Origin of the sequence: Aequorivita xiaoshiensis, assembly GCF_022008395.1 — a bacterium.
Classification (GTDB): domain Bacteria; phylum Bacteroidota; class Bacteroidia; order Flavobacteriales; family Flavobacteriaceae; genus Aequorivita; species Aequorivita xiaoshiensis.
Genome location: NZ_JAIRBB010000003.1, coordinates 236,210 through 260,222 on the forward strand (window position 1 = coordinate 236,210; position 24,013 = coordinate 260,222).

Here is a 24,013-nt window from a genome sequence, read left to right on the forward strand (position 1 = left end):
TTAAGAATATCCCACAGCCTCCCCAATCAAAGTTGCTGTAGTACAATCATTTACTTTAACTTTTACAAAATCCCCAGGCTTGTAATTTCTCTTAGGGAAGACTGCCACATTATTATGTTCTGTTCTTCCGCTCCATTCATCCACATTTTTTTTCGATTCTTTTTCAATTAAAACTGTTACCGTTTTACCTAAAAAAGATTCTGTGCGAAAAGCACTATGTTTTTGTTGGAGATTTACTACTTCTGTTAATCTTCTACTTTTTATTTCTTCAGGAACATCGTCTTCCAATTTACGAGCTGCTAATGTTCCAGGTCTTTCGGAATATTTATACATATAACCAAAGCCGTACTTAACATATTCCATTAGGCTTAACGTATCTTGATGATCTGCTTCAGTTTCAGTTGGAAACCCAATAATCATATCCTGTGAAATGATACAATCTGGAATAATTTCCAGGATTTTGTCAATTAGCTTTATATACTCTTCACGAGTGTGTTGACGGTTCATTTCTTTTAGAATTCGCGTGCTTCCACTTTGCACTGGAAGATGAATATGGTTACAGATATTTTTATGTTTTGCCACAACATGTAGCACATCTTCACACATGTCCTGCGGATTACTTGTTGAAAAGCGAATTCTCATTTTAGGTTGCGCAGTAGCAACTAAATCTAATAGTTGAGCAAAATCTGTAGCAGTAACTTTTTGCATTTCTGATGCGTTTTTGAAATCTTTTTTCAATCCACCACCATACCATAAGTAACTATCAACATTTTGACCTAGAAGCGTTATTTCTTTATATCCTCTTTCGGCTAAATCGTTTATTTCATTTAAAATACTGTGAGGATCACGACTGCGTTCTCGTCCACGTGTAAATGGCACTACGCAAAAAGTACACATATTGTCGCAACCACGAGTAATACTTACAAATGCGGTAATTCCATTTCCTCCTAAACGTACAGGCGAGATATCGCCATAGGTTTCTTCTTTTGAAAGAATAACATTTACAGCTTCTCGTCCTTCCTCTACTTCTTGTAAAAGGTTTGGAATGTCTTTGTATGCATCTGGACCAACAACTAGATCAACAATTTTTTCTTCTTCCAGAAGTTTTTCCTTCAAGCGCTCGGCCATACAACCTAGCACACCAACTTTCATTTTCGGATTACTGCTGCGTTTTACAGCATTGTATTTTTCTAATCGCTTACGGATAGTTTGCTCTGCTTTGTCGCGAATTGAACAGGTGTTCACTAAGACCAAATCTGCTTCTTCCATCAAATTTGTGGTGTTATATCCTTGATCGGCAAGAATAGATGCTACAATTTCACTATCGCTAAAATTCATAGCGCAGCCGTAACTTTCTAAATATAATTTTTTAGAATTTTCCTTTTTTGCTTCTAAAATTAAGGTGTTCCCTTGTGCTTTTTCGTCTATTGTCTTTTCCATAAAAAATCAAACTTCAATACAAAACAGTCCGTAATGTAATTCCTGCAAAGATACAATTAAATGCTTGCGGTGACAAAGTGGCAGATTGCTTTTTATTTAATTTTATTTGAAATTTAAAAGAAGGAATAAATATATAGGTATAGTTATGAAGTTTTTGTTTGTTGGTGCTTGTTGGCTGAATTTATTAACTAGTTTTTTTTCACAAATCACTGTTGATAATCATGTTTTTTAAACTGAAATAATGTGGTTTGTATTCAATTATTGCAGGCAAAATCTTTCGTATTAAAAAAATCATATACTTTTGCAGTCTTAAATAAAATAGGATATGGCAAAGAATTTAGTGATCGTTGAGTCCCCTGCAAAAGCAAAAACCATCGAAAAATTTCTTGGGAAAGACTTCAAAGTGTCCTCGAGTTTTGGGCACATTGCAGATCTTCCTTCAAAGGAATTAGGAGTAGATGTGGAAGGAGATTTCACACCTAAATATATAGTAAGTAGCGATAAGAAAAAGTTGGTAACGGAGTTGAAAGCACTTTCTAAAAAAGCTGAAATGGTTTGGCTAGCAAGTGATGAGGATCGTGAAGGAGAAGCGATTGCTTGGCATTTGGCTGAGGAGTTGAAACTAGATAAAGACAAGACTAAGCGTATTGTTTTTCACGAAATTACAAAATCAGCAATTTTAAATGCAATAGAAAACCCACGCCAAATTAATTACGATTTGGTAAATGCTCAACAAGCGCGTCGCGTTTTAGATCGATTGGTGGGTTATGAGCTGTCACCGGTACTTTGGAAAAAAGTAAAAGGTGGACTTTCTGCCGGTCGTGTGCAATCGGTTGCAGTGCGTTTAATTGTTGAGCGTGAGCGTGAGATTGAATCGTTTAACCCTGTAGGATCGTATAGAATTGATGCAGAATTTACCACATTAGATGGTAGTAAGTTTAAAGCAAAACTTCCAAAAAACTTTGAAACTGAAGCTGAAGCTCGTGAATTTCTTAGAAAGAATTTAGAGGCAAGTTATAAAATTTCAGATCTAACTAAAAAGCCCGCAAGCAAATCGCCGGCAGCGCCATTTACTACTTCAACATTACAGCAGGAGGCGGCGCGTAAATTGTATTTCTCAGTTGGAAAAACAATGACTATCGCTCAACGTCTTTATGAGGCTGGACTTATAACGTATATGCGTACCGATAGTGTTAACCTTTCTAAGGACGCAAAAAACGCCGCTCAAAAAGAAATTATTAAATCCTACGGGAAAGAGTATAGTAAACCTCGTGACTATAAAGGGAAAAGCAAAGGAGCTCAGGAAGCTCACGAAGCTATTCGCCCTACCGATATGAGCCAGCATTCTATTACTGGTGACCATGATCAAGCGCGTTTATACGATTTGATTTGGAAAAGAACTTTGGCTTCACAAATGAGCAATGCGCAATTAGAGCGAACCAATGTTAAGATTGATGTGCTTTCCACAGAAAAAGTATCAGAGAATTTTACTGCAAATGGTGAAATGATAAAGTTTGACGGTTTCCTTAAGGTTTATTTGGAAGGAACCGATTATGAAGAGGAAGAACAAGATGGTATGTTGCCAAATATGAAAGAAGGCGATTCGCTTGAAAATAATTACATAACAGCCACAGAGCGGTTTACTCGTGCTCCATATCGTTTTACAGAAGCCTCGTTAGTTAAGCAATTAGAAGAGCTCGGTATTGGTAGACCGTCTACCTATGCGCCAACTATTTCAACTATTATTAGTAGAAACTATGTTGAAAAAGGTACTGTAGAAGGGGTTGAACGTAAATACCTTCAGCTTACTCTTGAAAATAAAAATATTAAAGATAAAACCTTAACTGAAACAGTAGGGTCGGATAAAGGCAAGCTTGTTCCAACTGATATTGGAATGATAGTAAATGACTTTTTGGTAGAGCATTTTGAAAATATCTTAGATTATAACTTTACTGCTAAAGTAGAGCAAGACTTTGATGATATTGCTGAAGGGAAAGAGGAGTGGACGAAGATGATGAAGGAATTCTATGAAAAGTTTCACCCACGCGTAGAAGATGTTGAGAAAAATGCCGATCGTGAAAGTGGAGAGCGTATTTTAGGGGAGGACCCAGAAAGTGGGCGTACTGTATTGGTTCGTTTGGGTAAATATGGGCCGATCGCTCAAATTGGTGCTCCTGACGATGAAGACAAAAAGTTTGCAAGTTTACGTCCAGATCAACAGTTGCATTTGGTTACCTTTGAAGAGGTGATGGATCTTTTTAAACTTCCAAAAACCTTGGGTGTTTACGACAATGAGGAAGTTGAGGTTAACAATGGTCGTTTTGGTCCTTATGTTCGCTTTGGTAAAACATTTATTTCTCTTCCAAAAGGAATGGATCCATTAGATGTTGATATGGCTTTTGCAAAAGAGCTTATTGAAGAGAAGAAAAAAGCAGATGCTCCAATATATACTTATGAAGATTTACCAGTTCAAAAAGGTGTAGGTCGTTTTGGCCCATATATCAAATGGAACGGGATGTTTATCAATGTGAATAAAAAGTATGATTTCGATAATCTTTCTGATGAAGATATCATTCAGTTAATTGAAGATAAGAAGCAAAAGGAGATTGATAAGCTAATTAACGAGTGGCCAGAAGAGAAAATTAGAATCGAGAAAGCTCGTTGGGGGCGTTTTAATGTTATTAAAGGAAAAGTGAAGGTGGAATTGCCGAAAGGAACTGAGGCAGATAAAATAACGTTAGAAGAAGCTCAGGAAATGTTAGCAAAAAAAGCTCCTAAAAAGAAGAAAGCAGCTGCTAAGAAAAAGACTACTACTAAGAAAAAAGCTTCAGCCAAGAAAAAATAATGATTGAATTTTTAACCCCTGTTTCTAAAAAGGTTTTGGCGGATAGAGAATTACTGCCGCTAGGAACGTTAGGGAAGCAAATAGAAGTACACGCCGAATTTGGCGATTTACCTGATTTAAAAAACGTTACGTTTGCGATTTTTGGTGTTAAAGAAAATCGTGCGGATGTTAATTATATTGGCGAAGAACTGTGTTTTGATGACTATCGAAAAGCGTTTTATTCGTTATATCCAGGAAACTGGAAGCATAGGATTATTGATCTTGGAGATATTGAAAAAGGAAATTCTGTTGAAGATTCAAGATTTGCCGTTAAGGAGGTTGTTACTGCGCTTCTGCTAAAGAAAATAGTTCCACTAATTTTGGGTGGAAGTCAAGATATGGCTTATGCGCAATATCGCGCGTATGATAATCTTGGGGCTATGGTAAATGTTGTTAATATTGACAATCGTTTTGACCTTGGGAATGCCGACCTCCCGATATCAAATAAATCATATGTTGGGAAAATGGTGGTGGATAAACCTTACAACCTATTTAATTATAGCGTGTTAGGATATCAATCATTTTTTAACGCTCCGCAGGAGATAGCTTTAATGGATAAGTTGTATTTTGATGCGTATAGATTGGGCGAGGTTTGTGCAGATACAACTGTGATTGAGCCAATATTAAGAGATGCAGATATGGTGGCTTTGGATGTAACTGCAATAAAAAACTCAGAATTAAGTTATAAAACTAATAAGAGTCCTAACGGATTTGATGGTCGAGAGATTTGTACGATAGCTCGTTATGCAGGAATTAGTAATAAAGTTAAATCATTTGGAATTTACGAGTTGAGCAATGCTGTTTATGGAAAAAGTAGTGCAATGCTTATCGCGCAAGTATTGTGGTATTTTGTTGAAGGATTTAACTTCAGAATTGCTGATGATGACTTTGATAATGAGAGGCTTTACACCTCGTATAAGGTACTGATTGACGATGAAATATTGGAGTTCAAAAAGAGTAATAAAACAGAGAGATGGTGGATTGTTTTACCATTTATTTCAAATGTTAATAATAAATTAAAAAGCCAAACGTTATTACCTTGCACTTACAGCGATTATTTGAGTGCATGTAATCAGGAGATTCCGGAAAGGTGGTTGAAAGCCCGCCATAAAAATGAAGTATAATTAATCAACACATTATAGATTATAGAGGGTTTTGTAAAAAAAAAATTGTTTATTAAAAATTTTATAAATAGGTTTACGCCCTTTAAAATTGAAATTTAACCAAAATACCTATGAAGAAATTTATTGCATTAACTGCGATCGTTGCCTTTTTATTCAGTTGTAACTCCGGAGATAGAGGAGAATTGGTTGGGGTAAAAGGTAAAAAATGGTATCCACTAAAACCTCACGGTATGACACTTGTTCCAGGTGGGTCTTTCATCATGGGAAAAAGTGATGATGATTTTGTTGCCGTTAATGATGCACCGCCGAAAACTGTAACTGTTCGTTCTTTTTATATGGATGAAACTGAAATTACTAATTCAGAGTACAGGCAATTTGTAAACTGGGTACGTGATTCTACTGTTCGCCTTCGTTTAGCTATTATGGCAGATGAAATGGGAGCAACTCCTGGTGATGGTGGAATTGGAGAATTTGCATTTTTAGATCAAGAAAATGAAGAAATGACTCCGTATGACCAGTATATGTACGATAACTACTTTGGGATGGGAGAGGATTTCTATGCAGGTAGAAAAATCAATAATAAAGTAGATCTTATTTGGGATACTGCTGAATATCCAGACGAATTCTATAGTGAAGTTATGGATACTATGTATATTCCTTCAGAGGAAGCTTACAACGGACAACGTACTATCGATGTAAGTAAGCTTAACTTCCAATATACTTATATGGATATTGAAGCAGCTGCTAGAGATAGAAGTAAGAGAAGAAAAGATTTTATTATAAAAGAAGAATTAAATATCTATCCCGATACAACTGTTTGGATTCGTGATTTTAATTATTCTTACAATGAACCAATGCACAACGATTATTTCTGGCACGAAGCTTATGGAAACTACCCTGTAGTTGGTGTAAACTGGAAGCAAGCAAAAGCTTTCTGTGCTTGGAGAACTTTGTATAAGAATGCATATCAAAAATCTAAAAAGAAAAACCACGTAAATTCATTCCGTCTTCCAGGGGAAGCTGAATGGGAATATGCGGCTAGAGGAGGTCTAGAATCGGCTACATACCCTTGGGGAGGACCTTACACTAAAAACGATAGAGGTTGTTTTATGGCTAACTTTAAGCCTTTGCGAGGTGATTACGCTGCAGACCAAGCGCTTTATACCGTAGAAGCAGATGCTTATGAAGCTAATGACTTCAACCTATATAATATGGCTGGAAACGTTGCAGAATGGGTAGCTTCTTCTTACGACCCTTCTTCTTATGACTTTAGCTCTACAATGAACCCTAATGTAAACGACCCAAAAAACATGCGTAAAGTTGTTCGTGGTGGTTCTTGGAAAGATGTAGCATACTTCCTACAAGTGAGTACTAGAGATTACGAATATGCAGATTCTGCACGTAGTTATATTGGATTCAGAACTGTACAGGATTATATGGGTACAGACGTAGTATTAAATCAAAATTTTGGCGACGCTCGCTAATTAAACATAACAACTAACACAATTATTAACAAAAACCCTCAACTAAATCTTAAGTATTATGGCAAAATCAAAATCATCCAAAAAACTATTTAACATGGCCTACGGGCTTGGTGCATCAGTTGTAATTATAGGTGCGCTTTTCAAAATTACCCACTTTGAAATTGCTGGTATTGGAGGTAACTTATTATTAACTATTGGTTTGGTTACTGAGGCAATTATTTTTGCTATTTCTGCTTTTGAACCAGTTGATGATGAATTGGATTGGTCTTTAGTATATCCTGAATTGGCAGGTGGTGCCGCTGGAACATCAGGTAGAAGAGCTGTTGGCCAACAACCAGAGGAAACTCAGGGAATGTTGTCTAAGAAATTAGATGATATGCTAAAAGAAGCAAAAATTGATTCAGAATTAATGAGTAGTTTGTCTTCTAGCATCCGTTCTTTCGAAGGCGCTGCAAAAGGTATCGCACCAACTGCTGAAGCGATGAGCTCTACTAAAAAATACAGTGAAGAAATGGCCCTTGCTGCTGCTCAAATGGATTCATTAAACAGTCTTTATAAAGTACAGATAGAATCAACAAGCCGTCAAACAGACGCAAATAAAGAAATTGCTGAAAATGCTGAACAGCTAAAGCAGCAAATGCAGAATCTAGCCACCAACCTATCATCTTTAAACGGTGTTTACGGAGGTATGCTTTCTGCTATGTCAACAAAAAACTAATAGGTTTTCACCTTAATTATTAATCTTTAAATAGAATAAAAATGGCAGGAGGAAAACTATCCCCAAGGCAACGAATGATTAACATGATGTATTTGATATTCATCGCGATGATGGCGTTGAACATGTCAAAAGAAGTGCTTTCGGCTTTTGGATTATTAAATGAACGTTTAACAGAGTCTAATACTGCAGCAGAAGCACGTAACAATGCTTTTATGGAGAACTTAGCGTCAAAAGCTGTTGAACAACCAGAACAATACGGTGAAGTAAAAGCAAAAGCTGAACAGATTAGTCAAATATCTGATGAGTTTGATGCTTACATAGAAGGTCTTAAAAGTGAGATGATGAGTACTATTAAGCCTGAAGATGTTGAAAGCTACGAAATGCAAGATAGATCGGACTTTTTAGATCAAAAGCTTTTTAACGGTGATAAGTATACAAAAGCTGGACAAGAGTTTTTAGATCAGATAAATAACTATAAAAATAGTATTCTTTCGGTTATTGGTAACAATGAGAGATATGCTAGTATTGCAGCCGATGTTTCTAAGAAATTTGCCACCGAACCTGTAAAACGTGGAGACGGTGTAACACTACCTTGGCTAAATTATCATTTTGAAGGATTCCCTATGGTGGCTTCCAGAACTAAGCTAACGCAAATGCAAAGTGATATTAAAACTACTGAAAACGAGATTTTATCAAATATGTTGGCAGGTCAACAAGCTGCGGCATTATCTTTTTCTCAGTACAATACATTGTTAGAAACTAGTAAATCAGCATATTATGCAGGTGAAAAGTTTGAGGGTAGTATTGTATTAGGTCGTAAGGATCCAAACACTAAGCCAAATGACGTTAAACTTACCCTAGATGGAAAACCGTTAAGTGAAGATCAATACTCTATCCAAAATGGTAAAGTAATGCTTAATATTACTGCAGGTTCTCCCGGTGATCATAAAATTGAAGGAGATTTAATCTTCTTAGAAGATGGTGAAGAAACTAAGGTTGCTGTTGATTTAGGATTCTCAACAATCTCAAAGCCTAATGCTGCGGTAATTGCTGCAGATAAAATGAATGTAGTATATCGCGGTGTAGACAACCCAATGACGGTTTCTATTCCAGGTATTCCAAATAATAAAGTAAACGCTTCTGCTCCAGGTCTATCTAAAGTTTCAGGTAGTAAATATGTTATGCGTCCAGGATCTGGAAGAACAGTAACAATTACTGCTAGTGGTACTTTACCTGATGGAACAGGTGTTAAAACGCCTGCTGAGTTTAGAATCAAAGATATTCCTGCACCAGTTGGAGCTATTAGAGGTGAAACTGGGTTAGTGAGAATGCAACGTCAAGGATTAGAAATTTCATCTGTTTCGGCAGTATTAGAAGATTTTGATTTTGACATTAACCTAAGAGTTTCAGGCTTTAGTTTAAAAGTTCCTGGACAACCTACAGTACGAGTAAATGGAACGAAACTGAATGGTGCAGCTAAAAGTGCAATTAGAAAAGCTGGAAGAGGTGAGACTGTTCAGATTTTCGATATTAATGCTAAAGTTTCGGGTAGTGGTGTGATGCTTAAGAAAACTGCTCCTGTAATTATCGAATTGACAAATTAAAAATTAAATAATAAGTTTTATGACTTTGAGAAATGTTGTTTTATGTGTTTTAGGTCTTGGAATGGCAACTAGTGCTCATGCGCAGTTGAACATTCTGAACGCTAAAACTCCAGAGGAAATAGGTCAAAAGACCGAAGCCCAAATCGCTTACGACAATGATGGGCCGTTGCCTTATGGCTATACAGATAGTCGTGATGTATTATGGGCGAAAACCACTTGGGAAATTATTGATCTTAATGAGAGAGTAAACTTTCCATTGTACTATCCTATCGATACAAACAACATTGGGTCTGACAGACGTTCTCTTTACGATGTTTTAGTAAAAAACATTAAAAACGGTAAAATTGATGCTGTTTATGCGGATTCATATTTTACTGAGAAACGAACGTTAGACGATTTAGAAACTTCTTTAGTTTATAGTGATACTACCGATTTAGGTATTGAGCAATACAATGCTGAAGGTGTAGTAGATCCACAGTATGTTCGTCGATTTACCTTAGATGCTGGAGATATTGAAGAATGGCGAATTAGAGGTTATTGGTATGTAGACAAACGTCAAGGGGAATTAAAGTACCGTTTGTTAGGTCTTTGCCCGGTTGCCAATGAAGCGCGCTCTAAAGCATTTCCTGATGATGGCGTAGATTCAAAAGTTGAACTATTTTGGGTGTGGTTCCCAGGAGCTCGTGAAGTACTTCACAATGCTAGAACCTTTAATAGAAGTAATACTTCTCAACCAATAACTTTTGACCATCTGTTAAACTCAAGACGCTTTAGTGCGGTAATCTATAGAGAAGATAATATTCAAGGTGATAGAGATGTTAAAGATTATATTAACGATAATGCACTTATGCAGTTAATGGAATCTAATAGAATAAAAGAACAAATTCGAAATATTGAATTAGATATGTGGAATTATTAATTCTATAATTATCAAGTCTTAATAAAACCCTTCATTTTCTAATATAGAATTTGAAGGGTTTATTATTTAATAGGTAATCAAAATTTTATATAAATCGGTAATAGTGAATGGTTGAAAAAGATTATATAGTAGTAGGATTAGGAATTGCAGGAATTTGTTTTTGCGAACAACTTCTTCGACACGACAAAAGCTTTATGCTCATAGATAGCGGTATAGGGGGTTCTACTGCAAAGTCTGGTGGTGTTTTTAATCCAACAGTATTAAAGCGCTTTACAGCTGCTTGGAACGCCTCTGAGTTTCATCCATATGCTTATAATTTTTACGAATCGCTGTCGCAAAAAATACAAATTGACTTTTTTGAAGAAAAATCGATTAGACGTATTTTTAAGAGTATTGAAGAGCAAAATAATTGGACTGTAGCTAGTGATAAAATAGATTTGGATGGATTTCTGTCTTCTACCTTTATTAAAAATAGTAATCCAGCTATAGATGCTCCTTTGGGCTTTGGAGAAGTATTAGGAACCGCACAAATTCATACGGAAAGTTTGCTTACTGGATATCGTGAATACTTAAAAAGCAAAGAAAAATTAATTACAGAAAATTTTGAATACGAACAACTTCATCAAAAAGATAATTGCGTTGTTTATAAAAACATCTTAGCCAAAAAAATAATCTTTGCAGAGGGTTCAAAAGTAGTAGAGAATCCCTTTTTTCTTAAGAAATCTTTAATAGGGAATAAAGGAGAGTATATTGTTATCAAAGCTGCAGATTTAAAGCTTACATCCCTTTTGAAAGGACCTATCTATGTAATTCCTATGGGAGAAGATAAATACAAAGTTGGATCAACTTACCGACGCGATGATTATAGTATAAACCTCACCGAAGAGGCTAAAGATGAAATACTATCAAAACTAAAATCTTTTATTAATTGTCCCTTCGAAGTAATAAGTCAAGAAGCTGGTGTTAGGCCAACTACAAAAGATCACAGACCGCTACTTGGAAGTTTAGAAGAAAATCCAAACTTAGTATTTTTTAACGGGCTTGGTTCGAGAGGGTTTTTAATGGCACCATTACTTTCAGAAATATTGTATAAACATTTAGAAGATGGGGAGCCCCTAACCGAAGAAATTTATATTGGACGGACTAAAAATTGGAAGGTATAATTATTTATTAACATTCTTTGTCTCTGCGGCGGCTTTATCGTAATCCACGAAGAGGTTAATCCAAATGTTTCTAGACACCCTTACTATAACTGGGAATAAAACAGCTAAACTTATAATGATAGTTAAAAAGGCATAATTTCTATCTAGTCCAATAAAAAAATATGCTATGATAAATGCAGCTACCGCAATTGCAACCCCAACAGCATAACTTACATACATGGCTCCAAAAAAGAAAGATGGTTCTATTTTAAACTTCTTACCACAATGACTACAGTGCTCGTGCATTTTCATAATCTTCATAACCTTGTAGGGATTGTTTTCAATATACATATCACCTTTATGACAAACAGGACATTTGCTTGTGAAAATACTATAAAGCTTAGAACCTTTTAAGAATTGCATGAGTGTTTTTTTAGAACCGCAAATTTAAGCATCTTTGCAACAATTACCAGTGGTATTTTACAATCCTGATATCTTAATTCACTTTTGACATAATGATCAACATTCATAATCTTTCTGTTTCCTTTCAAGGAGACTATCTGTTCGAAAAAATAACCTTTCAATTAAAACCTGGCGATCGAGTTGGGTTAGTTGGGAAGAACGGTGCGGGAAAATCTACCCTGCTAAAGATTATCGCAGGTGAACAAGAATATGATACAGGCCAGATTGCAACTGACAAAGAAATCTCAATAGGCTTTTTAAAACAAGATATCGATTTTGAGAAAGGTCGCACAGTTCTTGAAGAATCATATGAAGCTTTTATTGAAATTAAAAAGTTAGAAAAACGATTAGAACAAATTAACACCCAATTAGCTGAACGCACAGATTACGAGAGTGACGGCTATCACCAGTTAATGGTAGATTTGAATGATATTCAGCATCAATATGAAATACATGGTGGGTACAACTATCAAGGGGAAACAGAACGTATTTTACAAGGATTAGGTTTCCAACGTGAAGATTTTGGTAAGCTAACAGAAACCTTCTCTGGTGGATGGAGAATGCGTATTGAATTAGCAAAACTACTACTTCAAAATAACGATATACTGCTGTTAGATGAGCCTACAAACCACCTAGATATTGAATCTATTTTATGGTTAGAAGATTTTTTAAAGGGATATGCTGGGGCAGTAGTGATTGTATCGCACGATAAAATGTTTTTGGATAATGTTACTAATCGTACCATAGAAATTTCACTTGGAAAGATTTACGATTTTAACAAGCCGTACACTCAGTATTTAGTTCTTCGCAATGAATTAAGAGAACAACAATTAGCCTCCCAGAAAAATCAGCAAAAGCAAATTGAACAAACAGAAAAACTAATTGATAAGTTTAGAGCTAAAGCTAGTAAAGCTACAATGGCGCAATCGCTTATTAAAAAGTTAGACAAAATAGACCGCATAGAAGTAGATGAAGATGATAATAGTGTAATGACGTTACATTTTCCAATATCGGTTACCCCGGGGAAAGTAGTAATAGAAGCGGAAGGAATAACAAAAAACTATGGAGAGAAGAAGGTTCTCAACGCTATTGATTTGTTAGTAGAAAGAGACAGTAAAATTGCTTTTGTAGGTCAAAATGGTCAAGGAAAATCTACTCTTGCAAAAATTATTGTAGGAGAAATCGAATACAGTGGGAAGCTTAATTTAGGTCATAATGTACAGATAGGATATTTCGCTCAAAATCAAGCTGATTATTTAGACGGTACTAAAACTGTACTAGATACAATGATTGATGCTGCAAACGAGAAAAACCGAAGTAAAGTTCGAGATATTTTGGGCTCTTTCCTTTTTAGAGGAGATGAAGTAGAAAAATATGTGCGTGTATTAAGCGGAGGAGAGCGAAATCGCTTAGCCCTTGCCAAACTAATGCTACAGCCTTTTAATGTCTTGGTAATGGATGAGCCTACCAACCACCTTGATATTAAATCTAAAAACGTTTTAAAGGACGCTTTAAAGAATTTTGAGGGGACTTTAATTTTAGTTTCTCACGATCGTGACTTTTTACAAGGTTTAACCAATAAGGTTTACGAATTTAAAGATCAACACATTAAAGAATATTTAGGGGATATTGATTTTTTCTTAGAGCAAAGAAACCTAGAAAACTTACGAGAAGCCGAAAAGAAAACGGTTGTTACTGAAGTTAAGGAGAAACGTACGGCAGGTGAAGAATACGAAATTCAGAAGAAATTAAAATCTGCAAAAAACAAATTAAGTAATGTTGAATCTAAAATAACATCCTTAGAAAAAGAAATTGCTGCTATAGACACCGAACTACTTATTAATTACGAAGAAACTATTGCTAAACCTCACTTTTTCGACAAGTATCAAGAGAAGAAGAAGTCGCTTAAAAAATTGATGGAAGAGTGGGAAGTGCTTCAAGAAACCTTAGAATCCCTGTCGTAAAAATCACATAACTCATAAGTTCTTTGGATTAATTGTCTTAACTTGTTGTTTGTTAGCTAGTTATTTATTAATCACGAGCTTATGGAAAATGAGAAAACATTCAAATTATGCCTCACAATGGCGGGTGCTGTATCGGCTGGGGCATATACTGCAGGTGTAATAGATTATTTATTAGAAACTCTTGAGCTTTGGGAAAGGGCGAAAGTTATAAATAGAAGCCGTGGTATTAATCACCCAGATTACGATCATTCCATACCTATGCATCATGTTGAAATTGATGTAATGAGCGGTTCTTCAGCGGGTGGTATATCGGGTTCGCTCACGCTACTTGCTTTAGCCGATAAAAATTATAAAAGCATAAATAAAGACAACCCAAATGGTATAGATAATATCTTTTATAGGAGTTGGGTAGAAATGGCGGATACTAAAGAAAGTAGTACTATAGACAAACTTCTAGGGGATAATGACTTAAAAGAATTTGGAGAAGTTCGTTCGTTGTTAAATACTAAAGCTATAGATGATATTGCCGATGAAGCAATACGAATACGAGAACAGCGCAAAATTCCTAAATACGCTTCCGACAGTTTAGATGTTATCTTAACGACAACCAATTTACGCGGAATAAACTTTTTGGTGAATTTTGACGGCAGTAGAGATTCTTCAAAAGGTACGGTTATAACAAATCACGGTGGCTTTTTTAGGTATAAACTGAAAAATGATAAATACAAATCGGGCATTCCTGTAAGTGAAGATGAATTGTATTACGTGCTTGATGTTTCAAAGAAAAAACATCTTCAATATTTAAAAGAGGCAACGTTAAGTACTGCAGCATTTCCCATTGGTTTACGGTCTAGAGAAGTGGCTATATCGTCAGAATACATTAAACGATATCCTAAATATTTATTTAAAAAATCCAAAGGGATAGAGCCCTTGCTACCTGAAGGAGATATCTACACTTTTAACTCTGTTGATGGTGGAGTTATAAATAACGAACCCTATGGGATTGCCCTAAAAGTACTTAAAGAAAAGAATCCTAAAAGTATTGAAGCTTGCAGGTATGGGGTAATTATGGTAGACCCATTCCCCAATAAGGATAAAGACGTTTCTAAAAGTGGGAAAAGTATTTCAAGTATTGCAAAAGGTCTTCTAAGGTCACTTCGAAATCAGGTGATGTTTAATCAAGAGGGAATTTTGGATGCTTTAGATTTAAGCGACCGTACAAAGTTTTTAATAGAACCTGTAAGAAAGATTAAGAAAAATGGAAAATGGATTAGAAGTAAAAATGATTTAGCCTCTGCTCCTATAGGTGGTTTTGCAGGATTTCTAAGCCGTGATTTTCGGGCGCATGACTTCCAACTAGGTAGAAAAAACTGTCAAGCATTTTTAAGGTATTATTTTGCAATTCCTTCCGAAGAAATAGAAACACGCTTAAGCATTAAGCCCAAAGCAGAAATAAAAGAGAGGTTTGAGTTTTCGGTACCTCCCATGGACGTAAAGGGTGATAAGCTATTTCCGATAATTCCAGATATGCGAGTGCTAAGAAATTTTAATAATAAATTTGATACCGAAACCTACGGTGAAGATGCAGATATTCAAAACTTACCCTTCCCAAAAATGTCCTTTTCAGAATTTGAAAATCGTTATAAGTCTAAGATTAAAAGAAGAATAGGCTTAATTGTAAAATATCTCCTTAAAAATAGGTTTCTTTCGTTTTTAGCAAACTTTTTCTACGCAAAAAATGCGGGTTATAAATTCGTAAAAGAAACGATAGAGAAGGAGTTAGCAGAAAATGATCTTTTAAATTAGCGAGTGATATAAAACCCTAAAAATCCCCAATTATGTACGAACACTTTTTTCAATGTCCACATTGCTGGGAAAGCATATCGATGCTGTTGGATTCTTCCGTGAGGCATCAAAAATATATAGAAGACTGTGAAATTTGCTGTAATCCATTAGAATTAGAAGTAAGATTTGAAGATGGAGCGTTAATTGAGTTTACCGCTGTAAGTATATCACAATAAATCTTGAGCTATTTCTTGCCACTCCCTGTCATTGCTTTTGCTAGAGCATTCTTCAAACTAACCCATAAAAAATTAAATATGGATTTTGTTTTATCTCGAGTTGCTTCTGCAGCGCCTTCACGGTAATTGTCATTGGTTTTATTACTGTTGGTAGAAACAAAAATATTAGCAACAGCAGATAGAAATTTGTTTTTTGTGCTACCATCTTTTTTAAGCACTGTAACAGAGAAATTTGAATAATTAATTTTTAAATCGGTATTTGAAGTTTCACTATTCCCATCAATAGTAAAATAAGTTTTATGGGTTTGACCTTTCAAACGCACATTTAAATTAGGTTCAGTAAAGCTGTTCATCCTATCGGCTACTAGTGACCCTACTTGTGCTTTAAATAAAAATCTATCTTCTAGATTCTGAACATCAAAACTCCATTCTGCTGTAAAAGGGGTGTTGTCCATAAAATCTGCGGAAATGTATAAATTAGTTTTTACCGGACTCTTGTATGTATTACTAACATTTGAAATTTCTGCATTTAGGTTCTTGAAGTTGATAGAACCTCCCATGTTTTTTATATGCTGCCTTTCTTCATATTTAATATTTGCATTTTTAATGTTAACCGAATCCACAGTCAGCTCAAAAGGTAATTCGCGAATCATCTTACTATAGAGCGGCTTAACCTTAAGATCGTCTGCAACCAATTTGTCTCTAAAAACTTCTAAAATAGGGGTGTCGAGTGTGATAAGCTTGCTCTTAGCAAAAAAGTCATTGTTGTTAAATCCAAAATCAAAACTGTCAATTGATAATGAATTTAATGATAGGTCAAAATGATCACGTTCTTTATGAATTATTCTTGAGAGTTCTCTTTTAGAATATTTTGTTTTAAGCTTAATATTATTAAGAGTTGCCTTGCGGTTTTTAACTAAAAATTTTTCTACTGTTAAGTTTTCGTAAGCACTAACTTTTACAAATGCTGTATCGCCTTTTGCTTCAAAACTTTCGTAATCAAGCGGTATTTTACGAGTTACTGTTTTATTGTCTATCCTTATTCCGCTAACTTTTACACTTAAACCGTTTGTGTAAACTTTTGTAGAATCTTTTCCATCTTCAAAAATCACGAACTTGGTGTTGTTAATTTTAACTTGATCTATAAGTATTGGTTTGTAAATTTTAGCGACGGGTTTTCGCACTGTGTCGGTTACAGGTATTTGCCTGTCCTGGTAGTAGGCTATAATGGGGTTTTCCAATGAAATGGATTCAACGTGAATTTCATCATTAAATAAATAATCCCAGTAGCTGATGTCAGAAATTTTGAGCTTTTCAACATTCACAAAAGTGTGTTGTACACTGTCCTTTTTATTGTTGATTATAAGTGACGCGTTGGTAATAGAGAGAGAGCCGCTAATAGTTTCAACCGTAATGCTTTCATAAGCTCTAACCATATTTTCTGGTAATCGCTCTTCAATAAAATCTTGAAGTTTATTTTTTAAAAAGTGATTTACATAAATATTTGATGCTAATACTATAGCTCCAATAGCAAGAATGACGTATATTGTGTACTTTAAGGCCTTATTCATTTTTCTAAAGATAAGGAAAGTTCGAATTTCTTTTGGATTATTTGTAAAAGATATTTTCGGAGATATAAATTGAATTTATGATAAAAATTATCCTCGTAGACGATGAGCCTCACGCAAATTCATTACTTAAAGTATTGATTGAGAAAGAATTCTCTAATGTCATTACAGTAGTAGGCACGGCTCAATCTATAAAAGAAGCATGTAGTTTAATTGTTAATAACTCAATAGATCTCGTTTTTTTAGACATTCACATGCCTGAAGAAAATGGGTTTGCCTTATTTAATTATTTCGCCACCCCCACATTCGATGTTATTTTTACCACAGCCTATGATAGGTATGCAATACAAGCTTTTAAATATAGCGCATTCGATTATATATTAAAACCTATAGACGAGTCGGTATTGTATGAAACCATGCAGAGGTACCTTGTAGAGAAATCAAATTCTAATGCTCTGAAAGAGCAAATAGCATTACTTAGAAGTTATGTTGATCAGGCAGAAGAAGGGAAGAAAAGAATATTTTTCAATACTCTTACAGGTTTTGAGTTAACATATGTAAATGATATTCTCTTTATCAAAGCCGATGGAAATTACAGTGAAGTTCATATTGAGGGTGATAAAAAAATAGTTGTTTCTCAATCGTTAAGGACTGTAGAGAAACGCTTGCCACAATCATTATTTTTTAGAACTCATAAAAGTTATATAGTTGCACTTACCGCAGTTATAAGCTATGATAAAAAAGAAAAAACCGTAAAACTAACCGATGGAAGCACGCTTGAAGTCTCCTATAGGCGTGAAAATGATTTTTTAAATAAAGTTCTTGAAAAAGTATAGCTTATTTATCATTTATTTGATAACGAATTTATTAGTGTGTAATGCGCAAACACCACCGGTTACGCATTTTTCCACAAAAAACTTTTTACCCCATAATACAGTAAGAAGTCTGCATCTTTCTAAAAATGGTGTTTTATGGGTTGGTACAGATAATGGTTTAGTAAAAAAACTCAATAACAAAATAACAACCTATTTTGAGGAGGACGGATTACCACTTAATAATATATGGGCAATAACCGAAGATGCAAATAGAGATATTTGGGTAGGAAGTTATGGGAATGGAATTGCGCATTTCGACGGATCTAATTTTACAATTATTAATACCGATGAAGGGTTAATTAATAACTATATTACTCATTTAAATGTATTCGGAAACTTTTTATATGTAGGTACAAGTGGTGGGGTTTCTGTAATTAATATTGCTGAAAAATCTGTTGTTGCTTCATTAAACCATGAGGAAAGTTCCTTAATGCGTATTTCAGGATTCTTCGAGTTTAATAACACAGTGTTTACTACTACCTATAATACTGGGATTTATAAAATTTCAAATGAAAATGACGAGTACTTTCTTGAAAAAATAAGTGATCATAAATTTATTTACGATTCAGAGAGAATTGGTGACTCCTTGTTTGCCAGTAATAAGGGAGCCGTTTCTGTATTTGCTATACCCGATTTGCTGAACGAACAGGTACCTGTGGGTAAGAAAAGGGAAGGCTTTCCTATAATTTGGGATTATGCTGTTACTAATGATAAAACTGTTTATGGTGCTGCCTGGGGAGTTTTTGAAGAAAACGGAGGATTATTAAAGTTTTCTGAAGATGGGAATTCTTATGAAAAGGTTCATGGTGTAGACAGTAAAAATCTTGTTGTGCTCGAGTACAATCCAATTTTAGAATTATTATACGCAGGAACTTTAGACAATGGACTATTTCAGATATCCATAAATCCAATGGTTCAATATTATCCATCTAGTCATAAAAAAACTATTGCAATAGATTATTTTAATCAAAATAAAATTAGTTTATACAATGATGGTGTAGATATAGCAAACAAACATTACGATGCTAGCTTTTTTAAACAACAGGAAGTTGCCTTTGTGAAAGCCAATAAAAACAATTTGCCTAAACACGAAGATTTTTTTTATGAGTTAAATTATGATACTCCTGAAACTGATATAATTTTTTACACTATTAAAAAATCACAGACTCACGTGTGGATTAACACAAATATTGGGTTGTATAAGTTTCGTCCAAATGGAGCCTTTGAATCGTATTTGCCTTTACACACGCTAGAGTTTGATTTTACATCGGATAATAACTTAATTGAAACTAATCCCTATCGTGGAGTAAGAGTTTATGAAAGTGAATATCCGTTAAGGTATAGATATTACAACGAAGAACTACCCAGTACTCCTACAAATATTGTTGGAACATTTAGAAGAGATTCAACCACTTATTTTCTTTCAGTTTTTAGCGGTCTTTTTTCTTATGATAAAAGTTTTAAGTCGTTTTTAGATACCGGGATTTGGAAAGAAAAAAAACTAAGACACCATGCTATTTTTAACGATTATGTAGCTATAGGAAATGAATTTGGGGATGTTTTTATAGTAGATTTCAAGAAGGGATTTGAAATAATAAAAAAGATTGATAGATCCGAAATTAAAGGAAATTCGATTTTGTTGTTAGATTCCTACAAGGATTGGCTAATAATTGTAACGGAAGGAGGAGTTCTTTTTTATAATGATGAAAAGCAAATATTTATCAATGAAGATCAGGGGATAACAAAGAATATTCATGCAATAAATGTGCATAATGATGTGCTGTATCTTGGTTCTGATGGAGGAGAATATCAAGTGGATATGAAAAATCTGGTTAATTCTAGAAACAGGATTAATGATTTATTTGTAGAACAAATAAAGGTTAATAATACTCTTTATGCATATGGGAAACAACCTGTTGTCTTAAATTCAAAACAAAATAATCTTGAAATTAGTGTTTCAACCAATTCTCACCCATACCCTAATAAGCTAGAGTTTTGTTATAAAATGAAAGATAACTCAGATTGGACAAAATTGGATTTGCCAGAGATAAATTTAAGTTTTCTAGAGCCTGCAAAATATAACCTAAGAGTACGAGTTAATGACACATATACTGGACAGTGGTTTGAAAAGTCTGTTTTAGAATTTACGATTAGTCCTCCTTTTTATGAACAGTGGTGGTTTAGGTTATTGGTGGCTACTGCAATAGTCTTTGTTACTTCACTTTATTTTAATCGTAAAAGAAAACAACATCAAATAATAACAGCAAAAGAAATTGCAACTAATAAACGCATTGAAAGACTAAAAGCTGAAGCCTTATTAGCGCGAATGAATCCGCATTTCATATTCAATGCTTTAAACAGTATTCAACATTTAGTAGTTATAGGTGAAAACGATAAGGCTTCGGCCTATTTGATTAAGTTTTCAAAATTGGTAAGAGCCAATTTAAACAATTCTAGTCGTACGTTTATAAGCCTAAAAGAGGAATTAGACTATCTAAGAACGTATTGTGAGATAGAGAATGAACGTCACGATAATCGTATTACTATAAACTTTATAGTGGATCCGAAAATTGATATTGGTGATACAGAAGTTCCAAATTTAATTCTGCAACCTTTCTTAGAAAATGCTTTTGTTCACGCATTTCCTAACATTATAAAAAACCCAACACTATCGCTTACTATTAGTCAAATGCACGACAATAAACTAAAATGTGTAATTTCTGATAATGGAATAGGGAGTAAAAAGGTATCTAATCCTACACAACGTTCTTCAAAAGGTATTTCACTTATTAAAGAACGATTACACTTTTTAAATTATAATTTAGATTCTGATCTCAAAATAGAGCATACAGAGTCTGGGACAACTGTCACTCTTTTTCTCTGATTCTACGTTTATCCAATTTTTAGATACGTTTATACATTAGGTCGAAATCAATAAAATATTGACGCTATATTTGCAATGTCATTATATAGTTGATAATATTTTAACTTGTTAACGTTTAGATTTTGGTTTTTTTACCATAATTAAGCTACCGATTACACCTGCTGTTGGGGAGCAGTGGGTGTATTGGGATGCTTTTAGCTTCGCGATAATCCCTCTTTCTTATTTTATTCCTGATTTTATTCGTCAACACCAGTCAAAATAAGCTATTTAGCAGGCGGATGTAAAATACTTTAATTTTCTTCGGAATTTTATTTGCAAACTAGTAAAAGGTTTGTATCTTTGCAGTCCAATATTTCAGTCGGCATTATGAACCGAAAGTTAAAAGCTAAAGATGAAATATTGAAAACCCATATCGCGGGATAGAGCAGTAGGTAGCTCGTCGGGCTCATAACCCGAAGGTCACAGGTTCGAGTCCTGTTCCCGCTACTAGTAAAGACAAGCCTTCACAGAAATGTGAGGGCTTTTTTGTTTAGTATAGTACAGAATAAGTACAGAATAGTTTGATTTTAAAAATTTCATTTTAATTGATGAAGATTACCTACATCTGATTTTAACCCCTATTATTTTAATCGTTTTAATAAATTTTAAGAAGTTATAGTCATCAGTTTTGCGTAATAGAGAGTTTATTATCATACAATATTACCGAAATATAAAATCGTAAAATATTCCTATAAAAAGACTACGGCTTAAACCGTTCGTCCTCTCTATTTATTTCGTTTACTTTTGAGCCAAAATTTTATCTTCCGTTTGGTTTCTGCTCAAATATTGTTTAATCTAAAATTTGGGTAATATGACAACAAAGTAAGTACTACCAAAAAAAACGGAAAAAACAATGCAATCGCTAAAATTTGTAATTTGTACGGCGTTTAATCATTTTTGGACGTGTTAACAAGTTTAATAACTATGAGCGATTTCGGTTCTATATTAAAAAGTGAAAAAGGTTTTGCGTAGAAAATATTTGCAGGTAAGATTTCTGTCCATGTTACCAACCTTTCCAAGTACGAGCGCAATCTTTCGATTCCGCCCCTTGAAGTTGCCAAGCGTATGGCGGAAGTGCTGAAGATTTCTCTGGACAGATTGGTTATTGGCAAAATGAAATACTCTAGATGCCATTTTAAGATACGGACTTGCTTACCTTGTTCAACAAGGCTCAAAAACTCTCTAAAAAACAAAAGGAAACCGTTAAGGATTTCCTTTCTGCCTTTGTCCTCAAAGCTGACCTTACGCAAAAACTGGCGCAATAAAAAAGCCTATCAGCCTTTCCCTTTTTTGTTTTCTTTCCCAATAGTTGAGTTATTTTTATATATACTTAATTACAATTATTCAAGGCAGATTCTACCATTCTTAAAATCTGTCCCTTCTTTATTCCGTTTTTAATTAAGTAATGTGCATACTGACAAAGCATAAGATCGAAGTCAATATAGTATTTTTTATTCTTTACATTAAAACCCCTTAAAACGGGTCTGTGATATGACCAGTCCTTTAAATCAGTATTTAGTTCCCACTTCAACTTATTACAATTTTTTAGCAAAAAACCTGCAAAATAAAGACTTAAATCATTACAAATGGAAAAAGATTCGGGTGTTATAGAATTACCAGTCAAATCATCTACAGCTATCAAGCTTGCAAAAACTTTGTCTATTTCTTCAATAGATCTAAGACTATAATCTAAATTAATACTAAAATGGTTTAAAACCTTTTGTAATTCTACTAATCGACTTTGCCAACTCTCTACGTAAAGCTTGAAATGACATTCGGCTTCCCTACGACTTAGGGTTTCTAAAGGTGCATTTATCTTAGGGTCAAAAATTTCGTAATTATCAAAAAATCTACTATTCATTTATCACTATTTTTATACCTGCGTCTTCTAAGGCAACTTTCAATTTAGGAGTTGGTCCAATTTTACCAGTGGTTGAGCTCCTAGAAAATTTCCACCAAACCTCTGGAACTATACCGGTATCCAAAAGTTCTTTGTCTTTTAGCAACTGTCTCAATGTGCCATCTTTACCCGTGGTCAAACCAGTTCTGCCCACTTTGGACTCAATTGCAATACCATCGGGTGTAAGGACATCAAAAAATCTTGCCCCATCATTTGTAGGTCTAAATTGTTCTATTTTACTCCCCGGATATCGCTTTGCTATATTATCTCTAGCTGCATCACCAGCAGACTTATTTTTAATAATCTGAGGGATGTCATCAATCGAAGAAATCTCAGGGGACGTGTTCTTTACGGGCAATTTTGGACCGATAAATTTGGATCCCACATAGGCCTCTCCTATAAAGGCCAGACTACCTTCAAAAAATTCAGGGCTTGAAACTTTTTCTCCTAAATCCTTCAATTGTTGTTTGGCTGGCGTGTTTACGGTATAGTCGTACAGTATCCCTGTAGAATCAGTAATACCTTCCCCAGTAGCTACAGCTTCTTGTACAACAGCTTCCCCATAACCAAAAATCCCATCGTGATAGATCTTCTTGACCGTCGCGACCCCACTGTTCCAAATAACGTTTACTGAATTATTTATTGTTATGGCTGCATTTGGTACGGCAATTAAGTAATCAAAAGCATCTCCGTTATAGTCAAGTTTTTCTACATAGGACACTTCTTCTTCCCCTTCAAGTTCAGTATATGCAATAACCTTGTTACCACTAAAACTATATGGGGAATAATCAGGATACTTCTTTGTCAATGGATCAACCGCAAAAAACCTACCCACCCTCGGGTCGTGCATCCTGAATGTATAGTTCAGGGAATTCCCATCACCCTTTATCTCATCATCCATCTCCTGGCCCTGGAAGCCATAGCGATAGTCAGAGGTGTTCGCATGCCGCCCGGGCTGCAACATGCCGAAGGGAGCGTGTTATTA

18 protein-coding genes and 1 tRNA gene are annotated in these 24,013 nt (G+C 34.7%); 14 read left to right on the top strand and 5 right to left on the bottom strand.

What is annotated here, in order from left to right; translation table 11 throughout:
* Positions 1-1,440 carry a tRNA (N6-isopentenyl adenosine(37)-C2)-methylthiotransferase MiaB gene (miaB, locus tag K8344_RS06395; RefSeq protein ID WP_237607907.1) on the bottom strand — a complete coding sequence of 480 codons (1,440 nt, stop codon included), beginning with the start codon at positions 1,438-1,440 and terminating at the stop codon, positions 1-3.
* A gap of 325 nt (positions 1,441-1,765) precedes the next feature.
* On the opposite strand from miaB, the gene topA reads away from it, so the two are divergent.
* The 7 genes from topA to K8344_RS06430 all read left to right on the top strand — a co-directional run bounded on the left by topA (position 1,766) and on the right by K8344_RS06430 (position 11,336).
* Positions 1,766-4,285 carry a type I DNA topoisomerase gene (gene topA, locus K8344_RS06400; protein ID WP_237607908.1) on the top strand — a complete coding sequence of 840 codons (2,520 nt, stop codon included), beginning with the start codon at positions 1,766-1,768 and terminating at the stop codon, positions 4,283-4,285.
* Positions 4,285-5,448 (top strand): formimidoylglutamase, encoded by a 1,164-nt coding sequence (locus tag K8344_RS06405; RefSeq protein WP_237607909.1) that lies wholly within the window; start codon positions 4,285-4,287, stop codon positions 5,446-5,448. The genes topA and K8344_RS06405 overlap by 1 nt, the downstream gene beginning before the upstream one ends.
* Positions 5,449-5,558: 110 nt before the next feature.
* Positions 5,559-6,932, top strand: a complete 1,374-nt coding sequence (gene porK, locus K8344_RS06410; RefSeq protein ID WP_237607910.1) for a T9SS ring complex lipoprotein PorK/GldK — start codon at positions 5,559-5,561, stop codon at positions 6,930-6,932.
* Between the two features lie 58 nt (positions 6,933-6,990).
* A complete protein-coding gene (gene porL / locus K8344_RS06415) occupies positions 6,991-7,650 on the top strand; it encodes a type IX secretion system motor protein PorL/GldL (protein ID WP_237607911.1) in 660 nt (219 codons plus the stop codon).
* Positions 7,651-7,691: 41 nt separating this feature from the next.
* On the top strand, positions 7,692-9,254 hold the full coding sequence (porM, locus tag K8344_RS06420) for a type IX secretion system motor protein PorM/GldM (protein WP_237607912.1): 1,563 nt from the start codon (positions 7,692-7,694) through the stop codon (positions 9,252-9,254).
* 19 nt (positions 9,255-9,273) lie between these two features.
* Positions 9,274-10,173 (top strand): type IX secretion system ring subunit PorN/GldN, encoded by a 900-nt coding sequence (gene porN, locus K8344_RS06425; RefSeq protein WP_237607913.1) that lies wholly within the window; start codon positions 9,274-9,276, stop codon positions 10,171-10,173.
* Between the two features lie 107 nt (positions 10,174-10,280).
* Entirely contained in the window at positions 10,281-11,336 is a 1,056-nt protein-coding gene (locus K8344_RS06430; RefSeq protein WP_237607914.1) for an NAD(P)/FAD-dependent oxidoreductase, read from the top strand.
* Here the strand turns inward: K8344_RS06430 and K8344_RS06435 are convergent, their stop codons facing one another.
* Entirely contained in the window at positions 11,337-11,738 is a 402-nt protein-coding gene (locus K8344_RS06435; protein WP_237607915.1) for a DUF983 domain-containing protein, read from the bottom strand.
* A 92-nt stretch (positions 11,739-11,830) separates the two neighbouring features.
* On the opposite strand from K8344_RS06435, the gene K8344_RS06440 reads away from it, so the two are divergent.
* The 3 genes from K8344_RS06440 (at position 11,831) to K8344_RS06450 (ending at position 15,762) form a co-directional block, all read left to right on the top strand.
* On the top strand, positions 11,831-13,741 hold the full coding sequence (locus K8344_RS06440; protein ID WP_237607916.1) for an ABC-F family ATP-binding cassette domain-containing protein: 1,911 nt from the start codon (positions 11,831-11,833) through the stop codon (positions 13,739-13,741).
* 81 nt (positions 13,742-13,822) lie between these two features.
* On the top strand, positions 13,823-15,547 hold the full coding sequence (locus K8344_RS06445) for a patatin-like phospholipase family protein (protein ID WP_237607917.1): 1,725 nt from the start codon (positions 13,823-13,825) through the stop codon (positions 15,545-15,547).
* 32 nt (positions 15,548-15,579) lie between these two features.
* On the top strand, positions 15,580-15,762 hold the full coding sequence (locus K8344_RS06450; RefSeq protein WP_237607918.1) for a CPXCG motif-containing cysteine-rich protein: 183 nt from the start codon (positions 15,580-15,582) through the stop codon (positions 15,760-15,762).
* 8 nt (positions 15,763-15,770) lie between these two features.
* Here the strand turns inward: K8344_RS06450 and K8344_RS06455 are convergent, their stop codons facing one another.
* Positions 15,771-17,333: an AsmA family protein gene (locus K8344_RS06455; protein ID WP_237607919.1), complete on the bottom strand. Its 1,563-nt coding sequence runs from the start codon at positions 17,331-17,333 to the stop codon at positions 15,771-15,773.
* A 77-nt stretch (positions 17,334-17,410) separates the two neighbouring features.
* Between K8344_RS06455 and K8344_RS06460 the strand changes: the two genes are divergently transcribed.
* The 4 genes from K8344_RS06460 to K8344_RS14290 all read left to right on the top strand — a co-directional run bounded on the left by K8344_RS06460 (position 17,411) and on the right by K8344_RS14290 (position 22,526).
* A complete protein-coding gene (locus tag K8344_RS06460) occupies positions 17,411-18,166 on the top strand; it encodes a LytR/AlgR family response regulator transcription factor (RefSeq protein ID WP_237607920.1) in 756 nt (251 codons plus the stop codon).
* Between the two features lie 16 nt (positions 18,167-18,182).
* A complete protein-coding gene (locus tag K8344_RS06465) occupies positions 18,183-21,089 on the top strand; it encodes a sensor histidine kinase (RefSeq protein WP_237607921.1) in 2,907 nt (968 codons plus the stop codon).
* A 413-nt stretch (positions 21,090-21,502) separates the two neighbouring features.
* Positions 21,503-21,575, top strand: a tRNA-Met gene (locus tag K8344_RS06470).
* A 543-nt stretch (positions 21,576-22,118) separates the two neighbouring features.
* Positions 22,119-22,526, top strand: a complete 408-nt coding sequence (locus K8344_RS14290; RefSeq protein ID WP_420908347.1) for a helix-turn-helix domain-containing protein — start codon at positions 22,119-22,121, stop codon at positions 22,524-22,526.
* On the opposite strand, the gene K8344_RS06475 is transcribed toward K8344_RS14290, so the two are convergent.
* Complete coding sequence (locus K8344_RS06475; protein WP_237607922.1) at positions 22,459-22,989, bottom strand: hypothetical protein; 531 nt, start codon at positions 22,987-22,989, stop codon at positions 22,459-22,461. The genes K8344_RS14290 and K8344_RS06475 overlap by 68 nt on opposite strands.
* Positions 22,982-23,992: an RHS repeat-associated core domain-containing protein gene (locus K8344_RS06480; RefSeq protein WP_237607923.1), complete on the bottom strand. Its 1,011-nt coding sequence runs from the start codon at positions 23,990-23,992 to the stop codon at positions 22,982-22,984. Before K8344_RS06480 ends, K8344_RS06475 begins: the two co-directional genes overlap by 8 nt.
* Positions 23,993-24,013: the final 21 nt, after the last annotated feature.

Coding starts and splice junctions, on each gene's coding strand:
- K8344_RS06445 (WP_237607917.1), top strand. CDS start 13,823: ATGGAAAATGAGAAAACATTCAAATTATGCCTCACAATGGCGGGTGCT.
- K8344_RS06435 (WP_237607915.1), bottom strand. CDS start 11,738: ATGCAATTCTTAAAAGGTTCTAAGCTTTATAGTATTTTCACAAGCAAA.
- K8344_RS06450 (WP_237607918.1), top strand. CDS start 15,580: ATGTACGAACACTTTTTTCAATGTCCACATTGCTGGGAAAGCATATCG.
- K8344_RS06475 (WP_237607922.1), bottom strand. CDS start 22,989: ATGAATAGTAGATTTTTTGATAATTACGAAATTTTTGACCCTAAGATA.
- K8344_RS06430 (WP_237607914.1), top strand. CDS start 10,281: ATGGTTGAAAAAGATTATATAGTAGTAGGATTAGGAATTGCAGGAATT.
- K8344_RS06460 (WP_237607920.1), top strand. CDS start 17,411: ATGATAAAAATTATCCTCGTAGACGATGAGCCTCACGCAAATTCATTA.
- porK (WP_237607910.1), top strand. CDS start 5,559: ATGAAGAAATTTATTGCATTAACTGCGATCGTTGCCTTTTTATTCAGT.
- porN (WP_237607913.1), top strand. CDS start 9,274: ATGACTTTGAGAAATGTTGTTTTATGTGTTTTAGGTCTTGGAATGGCA.
- K8344_RS06455 (WP_237607919.1), bottom strand. CDS start 17,333: ATGAATAAGGCCTTAAAGTACACAATATACGTCATTCTTGCTATTGGA.
- K8344_RS06440 (WP_237607916.1), top strand. CDS start 11,831: ATGATCAACATTCATAATCTTTCTGTTTCCTTTCAAGGAGACTATCTG.
- miaB (WP_237607907.1), bottom strand. CDS start 1,440: ATGGAAAAGACAATAGACGAAAAAGCACAAGGGAACACCTTAATTTTA.
- porM (WP_237607912.1), top strand. CDS start 7,692: ATGGCAGGAGGAAAACTATCCCCAAGGCAACGAATGATTAACATGATG.
- topA (WP_237607908.1), top strand. CDS start 1,766: ATGGCAAAGAATTTAGTGATCGTTGAGTCCCCTGCAAAAGCAAAAACC.
- porL (WP_237607911.1), top strand. CDS start 6,991: ATGGCAAAATCAAAATCATCCAAAAAACTATTTAACATGGCCTACGGG.
- K8344_RS06480 (WP_237607923.1), bottom strand. CDS start 23,992: ATGTTGCAGCCCGGGCGGCATGCGAACACCTCTGACTATCGCTATGGC.
- K8344_RS06405 (WP_237607909.1), top strand. CDS start 4,285: ATGATTGAATTTTTAACCCCTGTTTCTAAAAAGGTTTTGGCGGATAGA.